19 protein-coding genes, 1 tRNA gene and 1 pseudogene are annotated in these 14,609 nt (G+C 60.5%); 12 read left to right on the top strand and 9 right to left on the bottom strand.

What is annotated here, in order from left to right:
* The first annotated feature begins 490 nt into the window (after positions 1-490).
* Positions 491-1,708, top strand: a complete 1,218-nt coding sequence (locus NHAM_RS14670; protein ID WP_041359045.1) for a GGDEF domain-containing protein — start codon at positions 491-493, stop codon at positions 1,706-1,708.
* 319 nt (positions 1,709-2,027) lie between these two features.
* Here the strand turns inward: NHAM_RS14670 and rpoH are convergent, their stop codons facing one another.
* Both rpoH and NHAM_RS14660 read right to left on the bottom strand, forming a co-directional pair.
* Positions 2,028-2,927, bottom strand: coding sequence for an RNA polymerase sigma factor RpoH (gene rpoH / locus NHAM_RS14665; protein WP_011511292.1), 900 nt, complete (start codon positions 2,925-2,927; stop codon positions 2,028-2,030).
* 216 nt (positions 2,928-3,143) lie between these two features.
* Positions 3,144-4,217, bottom strand: a complete 1,074-nt coding sequence (locus NHAM_RS14660; protein ID WP_041358196.1) for an RluA family pseudouridine synthase — start codon at positions 4,215-4,217, stop codon at positions 3,144-3,146.
* Between NHAM_RS14660 and NHAM_RS14655 the strand changes: the two genes are divergently transcribed.
* The gene (locus NHAM_RS14655) at positions 4,216-4,548 is read left to right on the top strand and encodes a hypothetical protein (protein ID WP_011511290.1); all 333 of its coding nucleotides are present in this window, start codon (positions 4,216-4,218) and stop codon (positions 4,546-4,548) included. The two genes, NHAM_RS14660 and NHAM_RS14655, sit on opposite strands and share 2 nt — an antisense overlap.
* 52 nt (positions 4,549-4,600) lie before the next feature.
* Positions 4,601-4,675 (top strand) — tRNA-Glu (locus tag NHAM_RS14650).
* A 22-nt stretch (positions 4,676-4,697) separates the two neighbouring features.
* On the opposite strand, the gene NHAM_RS14645 is transcribed toward NHAM_RS14650, so the two are convergent.
* The 3 genes from NHAM_RS14645 to NHAM_RS14635 form a co-directional block, all read right to left on the bottom strand.
* Positions 4,698-5,783, bottom strand: coding sequence for a tyrosine-type recombinase/integrase (locus tag NHAM_RS14645; protein ID WP_245269905.1), 1,086 nt, complete (start codon positions 5,781-5,783; stop codon positions 4,698-4,700).
* Between the two features lie 246 nt (positions 5,784-6,029).
* Positions 6,030-6,278 carry a hypothetical protein gene (locus NHAM_RS14640; RefSeq protein WP_011511288.1) on the bottom strand — a complete coding sequence of 83 codons (249 nt, stop codon included), beginning with the start codon at positions 6,276-6,278 and terminating at the stop codon, positions 6,030-6,032.
* A complete protein-coding gene (locus tag NHAM_RS14635; protein ID WP_011511287.1) occupies positions 6,275-6,661 on the bottom strand; it encodes a ribonuclease H family protein in 387 nt (128 codons plus the stop codon). Before NHAM_RS14635 ends, NHAM_RS14640 begins: the two co-directional genes overlap by 4 nt.
* A gap of 228 nt (positions 6,662-6,889) precedes the next feature.
* Here NHAM_RS14635 and NHAM_RS14625 point away from each other — a divergent pair, with 228 nt between their 5' ends.
* Positions 6,890-7,222, top strand: coding sequence for a hypothetical protein (locus NHAM_RS14625; protein ID WP_011511286.1), 333 nt, complete (start codon positions 6,890-6,892; stop codon positions 7,220-7,222).
* Between the two features lie 20 nt (positions 7,223-7,242).
* Here the strand turns inward: NHAM_RS14625 and NHAM_RS14620 are convergent, their stop codons facing one another.
* The 3 genes from NHAM_RS14620 to NHAM_RS14610 form a co-directional block, all read right to left on the bottom strand.
* On the bottom strand, positions 7,243-7,539 hold the full coding sequence (locus tag NHAM_RS14620) for a hypothetical protein (RefSeq protein WP_041358192.1): 297 nt from the start codon (positions 7,537-7,539) through the stop codon (positions 7,243-7,245).
* A 241-nt stretch (positions 7,540-7,780) separates the two neighbouring features.
* A complete protein-coding gene (locus NHAM_RS14615; protein ID WP_011511284.1) occupies positions 7,781-8,083 on the bottom strand; it encodes a HigA family addiction module antitoxin in 303 nt (100 codons plus the stop codon).
* A gap of 22 nt (positions 8,084-8,105) precedes the next feature.
* Positions 8,106-8,387 (bottom strand): type II toxin-antitoxin system RelE/ParE family toxin, encoded by a 282-nt coding sequence (locus tag NHAM_RS14610; protein WP_011511283.1) that lies wholly within the window; start codon positions 8,385-8,387, stop codon positions 8,106-8,108.
* A 229-nt stretch (positions 8,388-8,616) separates the two neighbouring features.
* Between NHAM_RS14610 and NHAM_RS14605 the strand changes: the two genes are divergently transcribed.
* The 8 genes and pseudogenes from NHAM_RS14605 to NHAM_RS14580 all read left to right on the top strand — a co-directional run bounded on the left by NHAM_RS14605 (position 8,617) and on the right by NHAM_RS14580 (position 14,008).
* Positions 8,617-8,910 carry a hypothetical protein gene (locus tag NHAM_RS14605; protein WP_041358191.1) on the top strand — a complete coding sequence of 98 codons (294 nt, stop codon included), beginning with the start codon at positions 8,617-8,619 and terminating at the stop codon, positions 8,908-8,910.
* Between the two features lie 199 nt (positions 8,911-9,109).
* Positions 9,110-9,460 (top strand): hypothetical protein, encoded by a 351-nt coding sequence (locus NHAM_RS28270; RefSeq protein ID WP_347336410.1) that lies wholly within the window; start codon positions 9,110-9,112, stop codon positions 9,458-9,460.
* 88 nt (positions 9,461-9,548) lie between these two features.
* Entirely contained in the window at positions 9,549-9,746 is a 198-nt protein-coding gene (locus NHAM_RS29305; protein ID WP_430707685.1) for a DUF6527 family protein, read from the top strand.
* Positions 9,746-9,889, top strand: a complete 144-nt coding sequence (locus NHAM_RS26800; RefSeq protein WP_157043642.1) for a hypothetical protein — start codon at positions 9,746-9,748, stop codon at positions 9,887-9,889. The genes NHAM_RS29305 and NHAM_RS26800 overlap by 1 nt, the downstream gene beginning before the upstream one ends.
* Positions 9,890-10,997: 1,108 nt before the next feature.
* Positions 10,998-11,420: a twin-arginine translocation signal domain-containing protein gene (locus NHAM_RS14595; RefSeq protein ID WP_011511281.1), complete on the top strand. Its 423-nt coding sequence runs from the start codon at positions 10,998-11,000 to the stop codon at positions 11,418-11,420.
* A 73-nt stretch (positions 11,421-11,493) separates the two neighbouring features.
* On the top strand, positions 11,494-11,859 hold the full coding sequence (locus tag NHAM_RS14590) for a Rha family transcriptional regulator (protein ID WP_245269903.1): 366 nt from the start codon (positions 11,494-11,496) through the stop codon (positions 11,857-11,859).
* Positions 11,860-11,926: 67 nt separating this feature from the next.
* Positions 11,927-13,202, top strand: a pseudogene (locus NHAM_RS14585) (IS256 family transposase).
* A 602-nt stretch (positions 13,203-13,804) separates the two neighbouring features.
* Positions 13,805-14,008: a cold-shock protein gene (locus NHAM_RS14580; protein WP_041359042.1), complete on the top strand. Its 204-nt coding sequence runs from the start codon at positions 13,805-13,807 to the stop codon at positions 14,006-14,008.
* A gap of 50 nt (positions 14,009-14,058) precedes the next feature.
* On the opposite strand, the gene NHAM_RS26795 is transcribed toward NHAM_RS14580, so the two are convergent.
* Positions 14,059-14,334 carry a hypothetical protein gene (locus tag NHAM_RS26795; RefSeq protein ID WP_157043641.1) on the bottom strand — a complete coding sequence of 92 codons (276 nt, stop codon included), beginning with the start codon at positions 14,332-14,334 and terminating at the stop codon, positions 14,059-14,061.
* Positions 14,335-14,609 lie beyond the last annotated feature (275 nt).

The following is a 14,609-nucleotide window of genomic DNA, read 5'->3' as shown; positions in this document are numbered from 1 at the left end:
TGAGCCGGGCCACGCGCCGCCCACTCTGGAAAGCTCGGGCGAAGCGAACCCCACCCGAGCCGCTGCAAAGCTTACTTCTTCTTTTTCTTCACGGCCTTTTTAGCCTGCTTCGCCGTCTTCTTCGCTTTCTTAGCCATAATATCCTCTTGGGGTTAAATGGTTGAAACGCGACTTCGAGGCGTGCTCGGCGGATGGCTAGCCTCGCAACAGCCTCGGAAACTGATCCGAACAGATTCGGTTTCACTTGTCGTTGCGCCGTCACGCCGTCGTCATCCTGTTATCCACAGGTGTTGCGCAGCGCGAGACCGGCCGGGCGACCATCGTGCGAGGCGACGGACGGGCGCGGCATTCATTGTTTCAAAACCACGGCGGCTGGTTGTTTCATCGCGGTGAGGTTCCGTTAAGCGCTGCTGCTGCACGTTGTCCGGACGACGGGGAAGTCGTGGGAACAACCAGAAGAGGCGGGGCGGCGCGCGCTCCGAACTCGCGGATGCTGAGCGTACCGACGCTGTGGGTCGTGTTCGTCGTGAATTTCATGGCGTTGGGTCTGGTCTGGACCTACGTCATGCGGAGCTATCCGACGCTCGTGGCCGCACGATATTGGGCCTCGGCTGCCTACGTCGCCGCCTTTTTTACCGCGGTATCGATGCTGCGCGGTCAAGTCGATTCAATGCTGCCTCTGGTGTTCGGGGGTGGCGGGTTGATCTTTGCGATCTGCATTTACACGATGGGGATTCAACGCTTCTACGAGCGGCCCGTCTCCTGGCAAGCGATGCTTGTCACGGTCGGGTTGAGCGTCGCGGGACTGGCCTTTTTCCTGTACGTGCACGACGATATCCGGATGCGCATTTTCATCTATTCGACGGCTCAGGCAGTGCCGATCGGCATGACGCTGAGGATCGTGCTGTCGCGCAGGGAAGGTCGCATCAATTCGGGAGCCCAACTCGCGGCCATCGTTAGCGTGCTCATCATTTGCGTCAGCGCGGTCAGATCGGTTTGTGCATTTTTGAACATCGGCGGTGGAGTGTCCTACGTCAACTTCAACGGCCTTCAGGCGGCTTTGATTTTAGGTCTCGTGTTCCTGTCGATGACCTGGAATTTCGGTTTTCTGCTGATGGCGATCGATCGGCTGCGCAATGAAGTTGCCGACCTCGCGCTGGTGGATGACCTCACCGGCGTCGCCAACCGAAGGCAGCTGCTGGGGCGGCTGGAGGAGGCGTGCGCAATGTCGCAACGGAGCGGCGAACCTTTCGCGCTCCTCGTGATCGACCTCGACGGCTTCAAGCAGATCAACGACACCCATGGTCACGCCGCCGGCGATGCCTGCCTGCGGCATTTCACGCTGATGACGCAGATGCGGTTACGGCCGGGCGATCTGCTGGCGCGAACCGGCGGTGACGAGTTTTGCATCCTCCTGCCGACCACAACGCTGCGCGAGGGCGCAATGATCGCGCGGCGCGTGCTGGATGCGTGCCGTGAAGACGCCGCCGGATGCGCCGGCGCCGATGTCCCCATCGCGGCATCGATCGGCGTCGCTCAATGGACAAAGGAGATCGGAAGCTGTTCGGAGCGTCTGCTCGCCGCCGCCGATCATGCCCTCTACGCCGCCAAGAATCAGGGAAGAAACCGGTATGCGAGCTGCGATTCCGCACCATCGATCGTTCCGGATTTCTCGCCGGAGCAGGCGGCGCTGGATCAGAAGGCGTAACGCCGCGAGAGCATTTCCCGACTAGAGCCTTTTCGCTTCCGATGGAATCAGAAGCGGGCTCTATCATTTTGATTTGACGCGTTTTCTTCACGCGAACCGGTATCCATCCTCGGGTCAAGCCCGAGGACATGCTTCGTTCGAAAACGCTCTTAAGTGGAATCCCGTTCGCGCGAAGAAAATACTCTCAATCAATAACTTGCATATCCTGATCGCGAAACCGGTATCCACTTTTGCGGAACGCATCGGCGATCCCTCCTGCCGCAAACAAAAAGGCCGGCGTTGCCGCCGGCCCTGATTTCCTGAACCGAAGCTGTTAGCGTTAGAGGGCAGCTTCCAGAGCGGCTTGCTCCTGTCGTGCGATCGTGGTCTTCACCGCCGATTGCACCTTCTCGAAAGCGCGAACCTCGATCTGCCGCACGCGCTCGCGCGACACATTGAATTCGGCGGCGAGATCTTCCAGCGTCATTGGCTCATCCGCGAGGCGTCGTGCCTCGAAGATGCGGCGCTCGCGCGGGTTGAGCACGCCCATCGCGCCGGTCAACGCCTGACGCCGATGATTGAGCTCCTCGTGCTCGGCCATGATAGCTTCCTGGGTGGGCGAATGATCGACCAGCCAGTCCTGCCATTCACCGGCCTCGCCATCGTCGCGGATCGGTGCGTTGAGCGATGCATCGCCACCGAGGCGGCGGTTCATGTCGACAACGTCCTGCTCCGTGACGCCGAGACGCTTGGCGATCAGCTTGACCTGATCCGGGTGCATATCTCCCTCTTCAAGCGCGGAAATCTTGCTCTTCGCCTTGCGCAGGTTGAAGAACAACTTCTTCTGGTTCGCGGTGGTGCCCATCTTCACGAGCGACCACGAACGCAGGATATACTCTTGTATCGACGCCTTGATCCACCACATGGCGTATGTGGCGAGGCGGAAGCCCTTTTCGGGCTCGAACCTCTTCACCGCCTGCATCAGGCCGACGTTGCCTTCCGAAACGACTTCGGAGATCGGCAAGCCGTAGCCGCGATAGCCCATGGCGATCTTGGCCACGAGTCGCAGGTGGCTGGTGACAAGATGATGCGCCGCCTCGCGATCGTCATGTTCGCGCCAACGTTTGGCGAACATGTACTCCTGATGCGGTTCCAGCATCGGGAACTTGCGGATTTCTGCGAGGTAACGGGAAAGACCGGATTCTCCGTTGAGAATCGGCACGGTAGCTGTACGGGCCATTGTAGCGCCCTCCAGTGGTTCAGGCTCCCGACAGCGGCGAGCCCGGCAGGTGGTCCCTTTGTTAAAGCCGACCGCGCTGCGATGTTCCACGTTGGGTATTCAACGTAGGCGTAACATATACCAGACTAGTCAGAAAAGGGAAGAACAAAAAGGGATTACGATCCTGTAATGCCTCCATAACCATTTGGTATAGCTATACTTTCCTGGAATCATGCGTCATTCCGTCGCCGCCAAAGCCGTCTGAAGCAGAAGTAAATCCTCCGGCAGCGCTGCTTCCCAACGCAGAATTTCTCCGGTCCTGGGATGCTCGATGGCCAGGAGATATGCGTGCAGCGCCTGCCGCCCGAGGGCGTCGAGGGCGGTCCGGGCCGAAGGTCCAAGCTGATTGGCCTTGGTTTTGAAGTGCGGGCCATAGACGCCGTCGCCCATCAAGGGGTGGCCGGCATGGGCGAGGTGTACCCGGATCTGATGGGTGCGACCGGTCTCAAGTTGGCAGGCGAGGAGGGCAGCGACCGGTTTGCCGTCTCGGCCGTTGAAGGCCTTTCGCACCTCCCAGTGGGTGATCGCTTCGCGCCCGCTTGCGCGCACGGCCATTTTCTCGCGGGCATAAGGGTGGCGGTCGATCGGGGCGTCCACGGTACCGTGCGGGCGGTTCGGCAGTCCCCAGGCAAAAGCCAGATAGCCCCGTCGCAACGCGCCGGTGCGTCCGTGATCCGCGAATTGCGCGCTCAGCGACTTGTGCGCGGCGTCGTTCTTGGCAGCGACCATGAGTCCGGTAGTGTCCTTGTCGAGCCGATGCACGATGCCGGGGCGGCAGACGCCGCCAATGCCGGACAGGCTTCCCCCGCAATGCGCAATGAGGGCGTTGACCAGCGTCCCGGCCTCGTGGCCAGCCGCGGGGTGGACGACCAGCCCCTTCGGCTTGTTGACGACGATCAGATCGTCGTCCTCGTAAACGATATCGAGTGCGATGGCTTCCCCTTTCGGCTCTGCCGATATTGCCGGCGGCACGTCGATTGTGATCGTATCCCCGGCGGCGACATGATAAGCGGGGTCGCGAACGGGGGCCGGGTTGATCGCCCCCTTTGCGATAGAGATTTTTGCAACAGAGGGTTTTGCAACAAAGACTTGGCCCGCGAGAATCAGTGATTTCAGGCGCGATCGCGACAGCTCGGGACTGTGAACCGCGAGGACGCGGTCAAGGCGCGCCGACCCCTCGTCGCCCGAGACAACGACCTCAAGCCTTTGACCGCGATCCGACGATGAGTCTTTTGAAGCAGAGTCTTGCATGACCGAGCCTGTTAATCCTGAACCGACGCCGGAACAGGCCGCGCTGTTCGCGCGGGTGCGGCGGCTGATGTTGGTCGCGGGTCTGACCACGGCGCTGGCCGTGGCGGCCGTTCTGATCGCTATCGGCTATCGTCTTTTCCGGGTCGAGGAAAGCAGGCCGGCGACCGACGTCACCGCGATGCTACCGAAGGGAGCCAGGATCACCGCAACCGCCGTCGCGGGGGATCGGGTTGTCGTGACCCTCGATGTCGGTGGTTCCGTCCGGATCCAGACCTTCGACCTACACACCCTGAAGCCAACCGGGACGTTGAAGTTCGCCAGCGAGCCCTGATTCCGGGGTACCTTGCAGCGCGCCGATTTCGAGGCTATTGCCTGTCCTGTACGCTCCCTTCGTCTAGCGGTTAGGACGCGGCCCTCTCAAGGCTGAAACAGGGGTTCGATTCCCCTAGGGAGCGCCAGTAACGGAAAACGCTGTTGATATTAAACGGCTTTTTGCGATTTCCCCAAACGGACGACTGAGGTTTGGGGAGTTTTGTTCTCCGTCTGATCATCGAGCGCCTTGCCAGCACGTCGACCACCACGTCGCCGATCAGCTTCGCGCGTGTAGCGCTCTGCCTCGCCGAGCGTGGTGTGTCCGAGCGCAGCCATGATGTCGTGCGCGCTGACGCCACGATCGGCTAGACGTCGTCCCAACGTCTTTCGCAGACCATGCGGCCGACAATCGAGCGGCAATCCAGCCGCCTTGATGGCGTCGCGCATGAAGCCGCTGAAGCCATCGACAGTGAACGGCTTGCCGAACTCGGTATTGAGCACCGTGATGTGCTTGCGCGGCAATGCATAGACCGCATCCCGGCATCGCTTCGCCATGGTCATCGCGACCTCAACGCCGGTCTTCTGCCGAGAGTATTCGAAGTTGTCTTCGTCGAATTGGTTCCATGTCACTCGGTGGACATCGGCGCGCGCCGTGCCGACATTCAGCATCAACTCATAGGCGGCGCGCTGTCGGGTGCCTACCTTCCAGCGCTTCTCGAACGCCGTGCACTCGCTGTCCGTCCACGAGCGGATCTCCTTGCTCTTCGGTCGCTTGATACCGTCGGACGGATCGGTGTTCAGCCATTCGATGTCGCGTGCGTGACGGATCAGGATGCGAAGCTTCTTGAGCGTATCGAGCGCAGCGCCTGGCGTGTCTGCGAGGGGATCGAGGATCTGCGTCTGGATGCGCTCCTTCGTCAGACCGGACACGCTGCGGTGGCCATGCTCCTTCCGCATCTGATCGATCCGACTGCGATAGCCTTGCTTCGAGGTGTTGCGCAGCGCCTTGAACGCGGTCGATGATAGATATCGGATGATCAGCGCACCAATAGATCGTTCAGCCGCCTTTGCCGGTGTCGGTGCCTGAGACGTCTTTCCTATCGCCTCGGCATACGCGGCGCGAAACTCGTCGCTGTTCGGGTCGGGTGGCAGTTTGATGCGCGGCCCCTTGCCGACGCGGAAAGACAAGTAGACGTGGCCTTTGACCACGTTTCGTTCGACGTTTGGCGGCAGCTTGCGACGCATCATTCCCATCCCACATTCCGGTCATCAAAGCCGGGAATGACGGGATTTCGCCCTCGTGGGGCAACTGATCAATATGGGCATCCAACTCCTTGACGTCCCATGCCTTTCTGTAGGGCGTCAGTTGCCGCGCCTTTGGGAACAGGCCATCCTTCACCAGTTCGTCGAACTTCGTCGGTGACAAACAGGCATACGCCGCCGCTGCCTCTCGACCGATCAGGCGCGGCGCCAAGGTGGGCGGTAGAGCGACCTGTCGCGTCAATTCGCGTGTCTCCCTAGCTTGTACAGCCGCCAGTTCGTCGGTCCGAGGTAATTGTCCTCAGACCAGGTCAACCGCGCCGGTCCGCCGCTCGGCAACTCCCACACACCCTTGCGCTTCGATGTAAGCAGGTCGAAGCCGTTCGGATTCCAACGCATCGCGAACGCGCCAACGTCGGGCTCGATGACCTCGATGATGGTTCCGTCGCGGGGCGCGGTGGATATGTCTTCCCAACGATCCTCGTTCATGGGGCCGTCCTTAACGTCTTTCGCCGCCCTTCCGACGCAAGCCCGTCGGCGCGCTCATTGCCGGCGTGTCCATTGTGCCCGCGGAGCCATGACCATGTCACGGTGCGACCTGACGCCAGCGCATCCAGCGTTCTCCAAAGGTCAGCATTTGGTACCAGACCGTCCTTGCGGCGAAAGTCTTTTCGCGTCCATCCCGCCATCCAGAGCGTCATTCCCTTTTGGAGATACTGACTGTCGGTGTAGATCGTGACCCCGCAGGCCGGAGGCAGCACGGTCAGCGCGACAATGGCAGCCGTCATCTTCATCCGATTGTTTGTGGTGTCGCGGCCGCCACCCCAGAGGTTTATGGGCGGGTTACCGCCGGGATCATCAACATGGGCCACGATCGGGTCTATCGCGCGCGCGACGTGCTGCTCGATGAATGCTTGCTGCTACGCATCCGGGTTGGCAAAGGCCACCACGCGAGCTTGTTCCGTTTAACCTCTCCTATGGTTGCTGCTGCTCTCAGGGAAAGGAAGGAGAAAGAAGGAGGGGGGGAAGGCTTCTATTACATTGGTCGCTGTGGAGGGACCCAGAGATGGGAGGCATGAGGCAGCCTCGGCGGTGCCGGTATGAACGGCGTAACGTTTTCGTCGAAGTGTTACATCGTGGTGTGCGCGGGGTGCGACAGCTTTTTTGAAAGCGAACGTTCGAACCAGCTTACATGCTCACCGGCCTGCCGCGTGAAAGCGCACCGGAACGCCGCCATCACGCGCCTCCGTGTCTTTGCGGACGCTTTGGACGTTTCAGTCGCTGCCATGCAGCAGGCCGAGGCAATACGGCGGCTTCGTTCTGATCTCGCCAATCGGGTTTTAAATCGATCAATTGAGTTCAACGATGCGATGCATCTTGTGGTGGTCGAGTACAGAAAGCAGCTCTTCGCCGCGGTTATCGGCTCCTGCTGACATTCGATGATCTCAGGCGATCAGACTTGACCTACGTCGCGAGGTATCGGGCGGTTGAAGGTAACGCCGACGAACAGGGCGACGCGAGCGGTTAGCCCAGGCCAGGCCAGAATTGCAGCCCCGATTCCGTAGTAAATCAGGATCGATAATACTAGAATTGGTACGTAGTCCGCACGCCAGTAGGCGTAGAAAAGCAGCGAGGCAACAACGATCGAGGCGAGCGCCAGGGACGACGGCGCAAATCGTCGAAGCAGGTAGAAGGTCAGCAACGCCAGCGGCACGAAAACGACCGTAAATTGATATGTATTGAAGAGCACCCGCGACCTACCCTCGCACCCCTCCGAAACGCAACCGCCCCAAAGGACCATGCGGTAGCGCGAGCGGCGTCTGTTCGGGTGGTGGCTAGTGTGAGGGACGATGGATTCCGGGCTCGTCTCGCGTGTCGCCGATTCCCTTGGCTACCATCATAACAAACGTGACGAGCGCCCAAGCAATGAACGCGGACAGAGCCATAGCAATCAAGGTTTTTGACATTGAGCCATCGCCAGTCTGAAATCCTTACGCGGCGCGCTGTGTAATCGGCTCGATTTTATCGAGGTCTTTGCCGATCTGTTCCTTGGCGACTCGAATATCGTAGGAGTTTTGAAGGTTTAGCCAAAGCTCCGTTGTCGTCTCGAAGGCTTTGGCGAGACGCAGGGCTGTATCCGCAGTGATGCCAATCTGTTCATTGGCGATCCGCTCGATCCGAGTGCGCGGAATGCCGCAAGCTTTCGCGAGCTTGCCGGCCGAAAGATGCATCGGGACAAGGAACTCCTCTCGGAGGACTTCCCCAGGGTGCATGGGTGGAAGCTTTTTAGCCATAACGCGAACCTCCGTGGCCGGCTCAGTGGTAGTCGACAAACTCTACGTCCTTCGGTCCTTCATCGGTCCAAACAAAGCAGATGCGGAACTGATCGTTAACGCGGATCGAATGCTGACCCTTGCGGCCTCCGGTCAAAGCCTCAAGACGATTGCCGGGCGGCGCTTTCAAGTCATCGAGAGCCTTGGCCGCATCGAGATAGTTAAGTTTGCGTCGAGCAATCTTGATCAAGTTGGCCGGGAAGCCTTTGCGAACCACGCCATTAAAGGCGTCTTCGGCCAGGCTGTCTTTGAAGCTCCTGATCATGGACAAACGTATCAGCGGTTGATACGTAATGCAATAGCCGCGTATCAAAGATTGATACACAAACGAGCCACCGGAGTGTGGCTATTCCGCAGGAGATTTATCAATGCCCAACCTCGATTCCGGGGCCGCTGGCGTTCGGCTAGGGCATTGACCGTTCACCGCGGCGCGTAGCCGGCCGCAATCCACAAAAATCTGAACCGACCAACCCATCTTCCGGGAGCGCAAACCTATGAGCGAACGAGTCCAGCTTCACGGCGTTTCTCAGGCCGCTTTCGATCTGATCGTTGAGCTCGAAGTGTCAGGGGAGGGGGCCTACAATAAGCGTTATCGTCGTCCGACCCGGCCGGGCGGGGCATCCGGGATCACGATCGGCATCGGTTATGACTGCGGGTATTCGGCCGCAGCGCAGATCAGGTCCGATTGGGGAGAGGTGTTGCCGGCCGCCATGGTGGTCGAGCTGGTCCCGGGCAGCGGGCGCGCTGGCATCGGTGCGGCTCGCGGTCGATGTGCCGTGGGATGCTGATGCGAGGCCGAGGCATCATCATCGGCACCATATTCCTGACGCCGGGAAAATGGTCGGCTGCTCCGATCCGGTCATGCGCCCGTGCGCGGGTGTGAGTCCGGCACCTCTTTTTGGCGAGGAAATAACTAGGAAGTCCCTGCGACACAGGCGTTTCTTACGTGTGAGTCGGCATGAGAAAATCACCCACCGAGATACCGCCATGCCCACGCCTCCTGGCCTCCGCCGCGTCATGGCCGAAGGAGCGGGGAGGAATGTTCGCGGCCGCTCCGCGGGCTGTCCGCGGCGATACTGCGGTTGCGGCGCATCGCTCTATCTGTTCGGCAAGATCATCCCGTCGCTGAACCTGGCGGCGAACTGGCTGCGATTCCCGAGAACCGCGCCAGCGCCCGGCATGGTCGCGGCCCGTCGTGGTCATGTGTTCGTGCTCAAGCGGCATATCCGCGGGAAGGTCTGGCTGGTCCACCACGACAGCAACTCCGGCCGGGGCAAGGCCCGCGTCCATCCGCGGTCGATCGCAGGCTTCCAGACCGTCGATCCGAGGGGCTCGTGATGGCAGAGGTCAGGACGCCGCCAGTCGCCGCGCAGCACGTTGCGGACATTCGTTCAGAGGCAGGCAACGCAGCGGGCGCAATCGAGAGGTGAATGGCGAAGCTGCCGGATACGCATTCCGTTGCCCATGGGTCTGCGGTTTGGAAAGCTGGCTTCCAATTGACGACGGGTTACGCGGCTGGACGTGGGATGGAAGCCGTGAGCGGCCAACGCTTCGTCCTTCTGTTCTGCACCGCTCGTGCGGCTGGCATGGCTACCTGACCAACGGCGTATGGGAGATCTGCTGATGCTCTCATTCCTCCAGCCCATAGGCGCCATGACCGCCTGGCTGGCGATCTGGCTGATGTTTTGCGACGTCAAGAACGACTTTCTCTTCGTGCTGTTCCCGGTGGCGATAGTGCTGTTGGGGATAGGACTGGTGATGGAGTGACGATATTCGGCCCCAACACGGCGCCGTCACGAATCATCAGTAAGTCACTCGCTCGGACGCTAGGTCCGCCCTGGACTAGCTCCGCTCCTCAACTTGCCCGGCGCTTCATGGCGTCGGGCTTTTTTCTTTTTGGCCCGATGTCAAAATATTGCCCCGGCCTTGAGAGCCAGGCCCGAACGGCCATCGACAAGAACCCGCTGGAGCCTGAGGACCATGAGCTACCGGTGGATCCGGCCGGAGACCGCAACCCATCGGACGCTAAAACATGGAGTGGGCTGCAGACCCGTCCGCACTGGCAACGCAAGGAGGCTGAAGCAAGTTCCGGCAGCGAGGCTGCTGCACCAAAAAGGCCGCTGAAACGGAGACGACGCAGCGGGCCTGATCGAGGTTCGGGGAGAAGAGCTGGGGCAACCCGTCCCGTTTGGATAATGCGCGGGGAGGGGAAGTGTTCCGGGACCATGACCATACCTTTCACAGTCGGGTGTCCTCAGTTTTGAGGAAAGGTCCTCCGAAGGTATCTTCACCATGAAGACGTCTTTCATCCAAAGCTGGATGGAGGCATCCGTGTCATAGGGATGTCCATCATGGTCATACCCAGTGCAAAGTTGTGCGGGTATCACGATGGCGGTGATGCTTCGGGCGGCACCAAGTTTGGGGATGGACCGGAAAAGCCTTTGGTTATCAATGGCGGTGATATTCCCCAAACTCTCCGCTACCCGATTGAAACTGCTTAAACTTCTGCGGCCTCCTAGGGAGCGCCAAGCAAAATCAATAACTTAGATCCGCCCCTTTCTTGCCTGCATGAGGGTAAGCAATAGGTAAGCAGCAGGGGGCGGGTGCCGTCGCGGCCTCACTGGCTGCTGATGAGGTCAAGGCGGAGAGAGAAGGGCGCGAGATTAAACAAGAGGCCGAAGATAAGTTGGATGCTGCATGCGACCTTCAAGAAGCGATAGCTGAAGAGCTATCTTTCACGGCTCCTACCACGATGGCCGGTCTCGCTGCCGCCATTGCATGGCTTTTCGAATACGACGAGGGGTGCATCCCCGACACTTCGGGCCGGTTTCTGCGGACGCTGGCTGCGTCCCCTCTTTTGGTGGGAGGCTAAATCATGGCTCGGGCTACCGATTCCAATATCACGTCACGAAGGAATTTTCTCGTCGGTGCCGGCATCGCCAGCGCTGCCATCGTCACGCCGTTGGCCGTTGTGGCCGGCGTCCCGGTCGCCGCAGATCCGATCGCGCTGCTGGCCGCTGAGTTCGAGGCCGCATGGGCTGCGTCGGATGAGTTCTTTCGTAACAACCCAACCGGCGCCACGAATGAGGATTGCGAGCGGATGTTCAGGTCGGTCTGCGATCTGGCTAATCGCATCGCCGATATGAAGGCTACCACCCTTGACGGGCTGCGGCTCAAAGCCCGCGCGCTGATGTGGTGCGACGAAGAAGTTGGATTCATGGACGGCAACACCACCGATGAGCGGCTTGCCCGCGGCATCGTCCATGATCTCCTCGACCTGAAACAGGCCAACGCCTGACGATCTGAAATTTCGGAATTTCCCTTGGCTAAGGGATAGCGCGGATATCGGAGTTTCATTGAGCCCCGGTTCCGTGAAAGCGGACCCGCACGCGCTCGAGCTTGGTTGGTCGGGTGCTCAATGGCGACTACCAACAATGGAAAACGGAATGACAGCACTAACCACTATCTCGCATGGCGACGCGCTCACTATGTCGAGCCTCGAAATCGCCGGGCTGACCGGGAAGGCTCACCGCATTGTCATGCGTGACATTCGGTCAATTCTCAACGCGCTCAAAATTGAGCCGGTTGGCGGTGAAACCAGATTTGGTTCGACCTATCTCGACGCCAAAGGGCAGGTCCGCGAGTGCTTCACCCTCCCCAAGCGCGAGCGAATGGACGAAATCGGCAGTAGGCCGTTCCATGAATGGGGGATGTCCCGGGTTCTGTTGAATTTCTGAAGAGGTCGGCGTTGCCCACCTTGAGCCGGTAGGCTCGGGGTGCTGATTCCACAAGGAGAGCAACGCCATAACGAGAGATATCACATCGGCTGGTTTGCCGGCGACCGGAGCTGTGGACGAAGCGTTTGCAGAAGTGCGGGCGAGCTTCGATCGGTTCTGCCTTACGGCAGGGATCGAAGTGCTCGGCACGATGATGGAGGCGGATGTCCCGGCGGCCTGTGGACCACGCCACGGTCGCGATGCGGCGCGGCGGGCGCACCGTTGGGGGCCGAACGCGGGGACGGATCGGCTTCCACGGCGGCAAGATCGAGGTCGAGCGCCCGCGGGCCCGGGGCGTGGACGGCCGCGAGATCACGATCCAGAGCTGGGAAACGGCGGCGCAGGAGGACTGGCTCGGTCGCTGGGCGATGAACCTGATGCTGATCAATGTGTCGACGCGCCGGTTCGGTCGCGCTGTCCGGCTGCCCGAGGGTGACGTGCCGGCACCGCCCGGATCGGGGGTTTCGAAGTCGGCGGCCTCGCGGAGGTTCGTAGCGCTGTCGGCGGCGCGGCTGGCCGACTTCATGGCTGCCGACCTATCCGCGCTCGACCTTCTGGTGGTGCAAATCGACGGGCTGCACCTCGGCGGCGATCTCGTGCTGGTCGCCGCGATCGGGGTTGACGGCGAAGGCAACAAGCATCCGCTGGCGCCGGTGGAAGGGGCGAGCGAGAATGCCGCAACGGTTCAGGCCCTGCTGGACAACCTGGTCGCGCGCGGGCTCGATCCGACGATGCCAAGACTGTTCATCGTCGACGGCGCAAGGGCATTGTCGAAGGCGATCCGCCGTACCTTCGGTTCGGCCGCTGCGATCCAGCGCTGCCAGATCCACAAGGCGCGCAACATCATGGAACGCCTGCCGAAAGAGCATCATGCGGCCACCCGTCGGGTGCTGCGCCAGGCCTGGGAGCTCGATGACGCCGACAAGGCTGAAAAATTGATCCGCAATCTCGCGCGTCGACTCGACCAGCAATGGCCTGGCGTAGCGGCCAGCATCCTCGAAGGCCTCGACGAAATCCTGACCATTGTCCGGTTGAAGCTGCCGAAGGAGCTTCGTCGATCGCTCGCCTGTACCAACATCGCCGAGAACATGATGGGCACCATTCGCCGCGTCACCCGCAACGTCAAACGTTGGCGGGATGCCGGTATGGCCTTGCGATGGGTCGCGGCCGGCATGATCGAGGCCAACAAGAGCTTCCGACGATTGAAGGCGCACAAACAGCTATCGGTACTACGAGCGGCCCTTCAAGCTCACCACAATCGCATGACGATCAAACCAGTTGCCCACGTCACGAGCGCTGCGTAACATTCATTCCGCCGACGTCGGCCCGACGTAGTTCAACAGCGATCGGGACATCCCCCATGAATGGACGCCAGCGGAGCTACGAGGCGGTTTGGCTGGCCTACCAGCGGGCGGATCAGGAAACCAGGGATCAGGTCTGGGCCCTGCTGCGGGGGCCGGAAGTGCCGCGATGAGCATCGCAGAGGATCTTATCCGAGAGGTGCAGAATGCGGCTTCAGGAATTGGCGAAGACCTCCCCCCTTTGAGGACTTCAACGGCCTGATCTGTGTTCTGCTAACGGCACCCGACATCGACGAATAGCCCGGCCTTCATCGGCTCATGATTGTCATGTGGGGTCATCTTCACACCATAAGAGGGCGACAGGGCAAGGCGTCCAGCGCGGTCCATCGGCTTGCGAGCCATGACCTGGGAGGCCCCGCCGGCATGGACCGGCGGGTTTTTCTTGCATTCCTCGCCTGGGGCGGGCTCTTATTTCGCCGGGAACCAGATCGATCAATTGGGGTTATGGTTGCCGGACGGGTCCGCCTCCCAGCGCCGTCCAACGCAGGTCAGCCGGTCATCGCCTGGTTTGTGGTCTGCGTCCTTGAATGGTTATGGAGATCTACGTGGCGACAGGTACAGTGAAGTGGTTCAATGCGACAAAGGGTTTCGGATTTATTCAGCCCGACAGTGGCGGCAAGGACGTGTTTGTCCATATCTCGGCCGTGGAGAGGGCTGGCCTTAGCTCGCTCAATGAGGGCGCCAAGGTGAGCTACGAGGTCGTCGCGAACCGCGGCAAGGAATCGGCGGAAAACCTCCGGGTAGGTTGATCTTTCTGCCCGCCGGCTTACCCCGGCGGGCTTCGCTTGTCGCTAAATCTCTACCGGCGGCGATAACCGCGGTGGTGTCCGTAACCTCTGTGCACGTAACCTCTGTGCACGTAACCATGGCGGCGGACACCGTAGCCACGATAGCCGTACCCGTAGCGTCGGTAGACGGGCGCCGTGCGAACACAACCGTTCGGGCCGCAGACCACGGCAACGCTCTCGACATTTGAAGCGGTAGAAGGTGGGGCGAGCGGCATTGCCGATGCGCTTCCTGCCGCGGCGAGGCTGCAGAGTGCCGCCAGTCCGACAAGTGCAAATTTAAGCTTCATGGCCTCCTCCTGTGGCATTCCGGATCGTCGCACAAAGTAGGAAGTTCAATGTGAATAAGGGATGAGCAACCCGGCCTCATTTAAACCAAAGTGGGGCTGCCGAGGCGGAGAAGGCGTTTTCATAAATCCCACGGGCGCCTCGCGGCGATAGGCGTTCCTGCGGCGTCGGACGGAGTCGACCACGCGGGCTATTGGTAAACCCGGCGTGGCTTTTCAGCGTCCCTTGCCAGTTTTCACATCACGCAAACCGGCATGGCTCAATTTTGGGCAAACCC

The organism is Nitrobacter hamburgensis X14, assembly GCF_000013885.1.
Taxonomy (GTDB): Bacteria; Pseudomonadota; Alphaproteobacteria; order Rhizobiales; family Xanthobacteraceae; genus Nitrobacter; species Nitrobacter hamburgensis.
Note: the sequence above shows the minus strand (reverse complement) of the source record. Positions and strands in the feature narration are given on the sequence as shown.

What these genes read in the sequence shown, in the direction of transcription:
- NHAM_RS14625 (WP_011511286.1), top strand. Translation starts at nt 6,890, where the DNA reads ATGAACGGCGTAACGTTTTCGTCGAAGTGTTACATCGTGGTGTGCGCG.
- NHAM_RS14595 (WP_011511281.1), top strand. Translation starts at nt 10,998, where the DNA reads ATGGCTCGGGCTACCGATTCCAATATCACGTCACGAAGGAATTTTCTC.
- rpoH (WP_011511292.1), bottom strand. Translation starts at nt 2,927, where the DNA reads ATGGCCCGTACAGCTACCGTGCCGATTCTCAACGGAGAATCCGGTCTT.
- NHAM_RS26800 (WP_157043642.1), top strand. Translation starts at nt 9,746, where the DNA reads ATGCTCTCATTCCTCCAGCCCATAGGCGCCATGACCGCCTGGCTGGCG.
- NHAM_RS14605 (WP_041358191.1), top strand. Translation starts at nt 8,617, where the DNA reads ATGAGCGAACGAGTCCAGCTTCACGGCGTTTCTCAGGCCGCTTTCGAT.
- NHAM_RS14660 (WP_041358196.1), bottom strand. Translation starts at nt 4,217, where the DNA reads ATGCAAGACTCTGCTTCAAAAGACTCATCGTCGGATCGCGGTCAAAGG.
- NHAM_RS26795 (WP_157043641.1), bottom strand. Translation starts at nt 14,334, where the DNA reads ATGAAGCTTAAATTTGCACTTGTCGGACTGGCGGCACTCTGCAGCCTC.
- NHAM_RS14640 (WP_011511288.1), bottom strand. Translation starts at nt 6,278, where the DNA reads ATGAACGAGGATCGTTGGGAAGACATATCCACCGCGCCCCGCGACGGA.
- NHAM_RS14645 (WP_245269905.1), bottom strand. Translation starts at nt 5,783, where the DNA reads ATGGGAATGATGCGTCGCAAGCTGCCGCCAAACGTCGAACGAAACGTG.
- NHAM_RS14670 (WP_041359045.1), top strand. Translation starts at nt 491, where the DNA reads ATGCTGAGCGTACCGACGCTGTGGGTCGTGTTCGTCGTGAATTTCATG.
- NHAM_RS14655 (WP_011511290.1), top strand. Translation starts at nt 4,216, where the DNA reads ATGACCGAGCCTGTTAATCCTGAACCGACGCCGGAACAGGCCGCGCTG.
- NHAM_RS28270 (WP_347336410.1), top strand. Translation starts at nt 9,110, where the DNA reads ATGCCCACGCCTCCTGGCCTCCGCCGCGTCATGGCCGAAGGAGCGGGG.
- NHAM_RS14615 (WP_011511284.1), bottom strand. Translation starts at nt 8,083, where the DNA reads ATGGCTAAAAAGCTTCCACCCATGCACCCTGGGGAAGTCCTCCGAGAG.
- NHAM_RS14610 (WP_011511283.1), bottom strand. Translation starts at nt 8,387, where the DNA reads ATGATCAGGAGCTTCAAAGACAGCCTGGCCGAAGACGCCTTTAATGGC.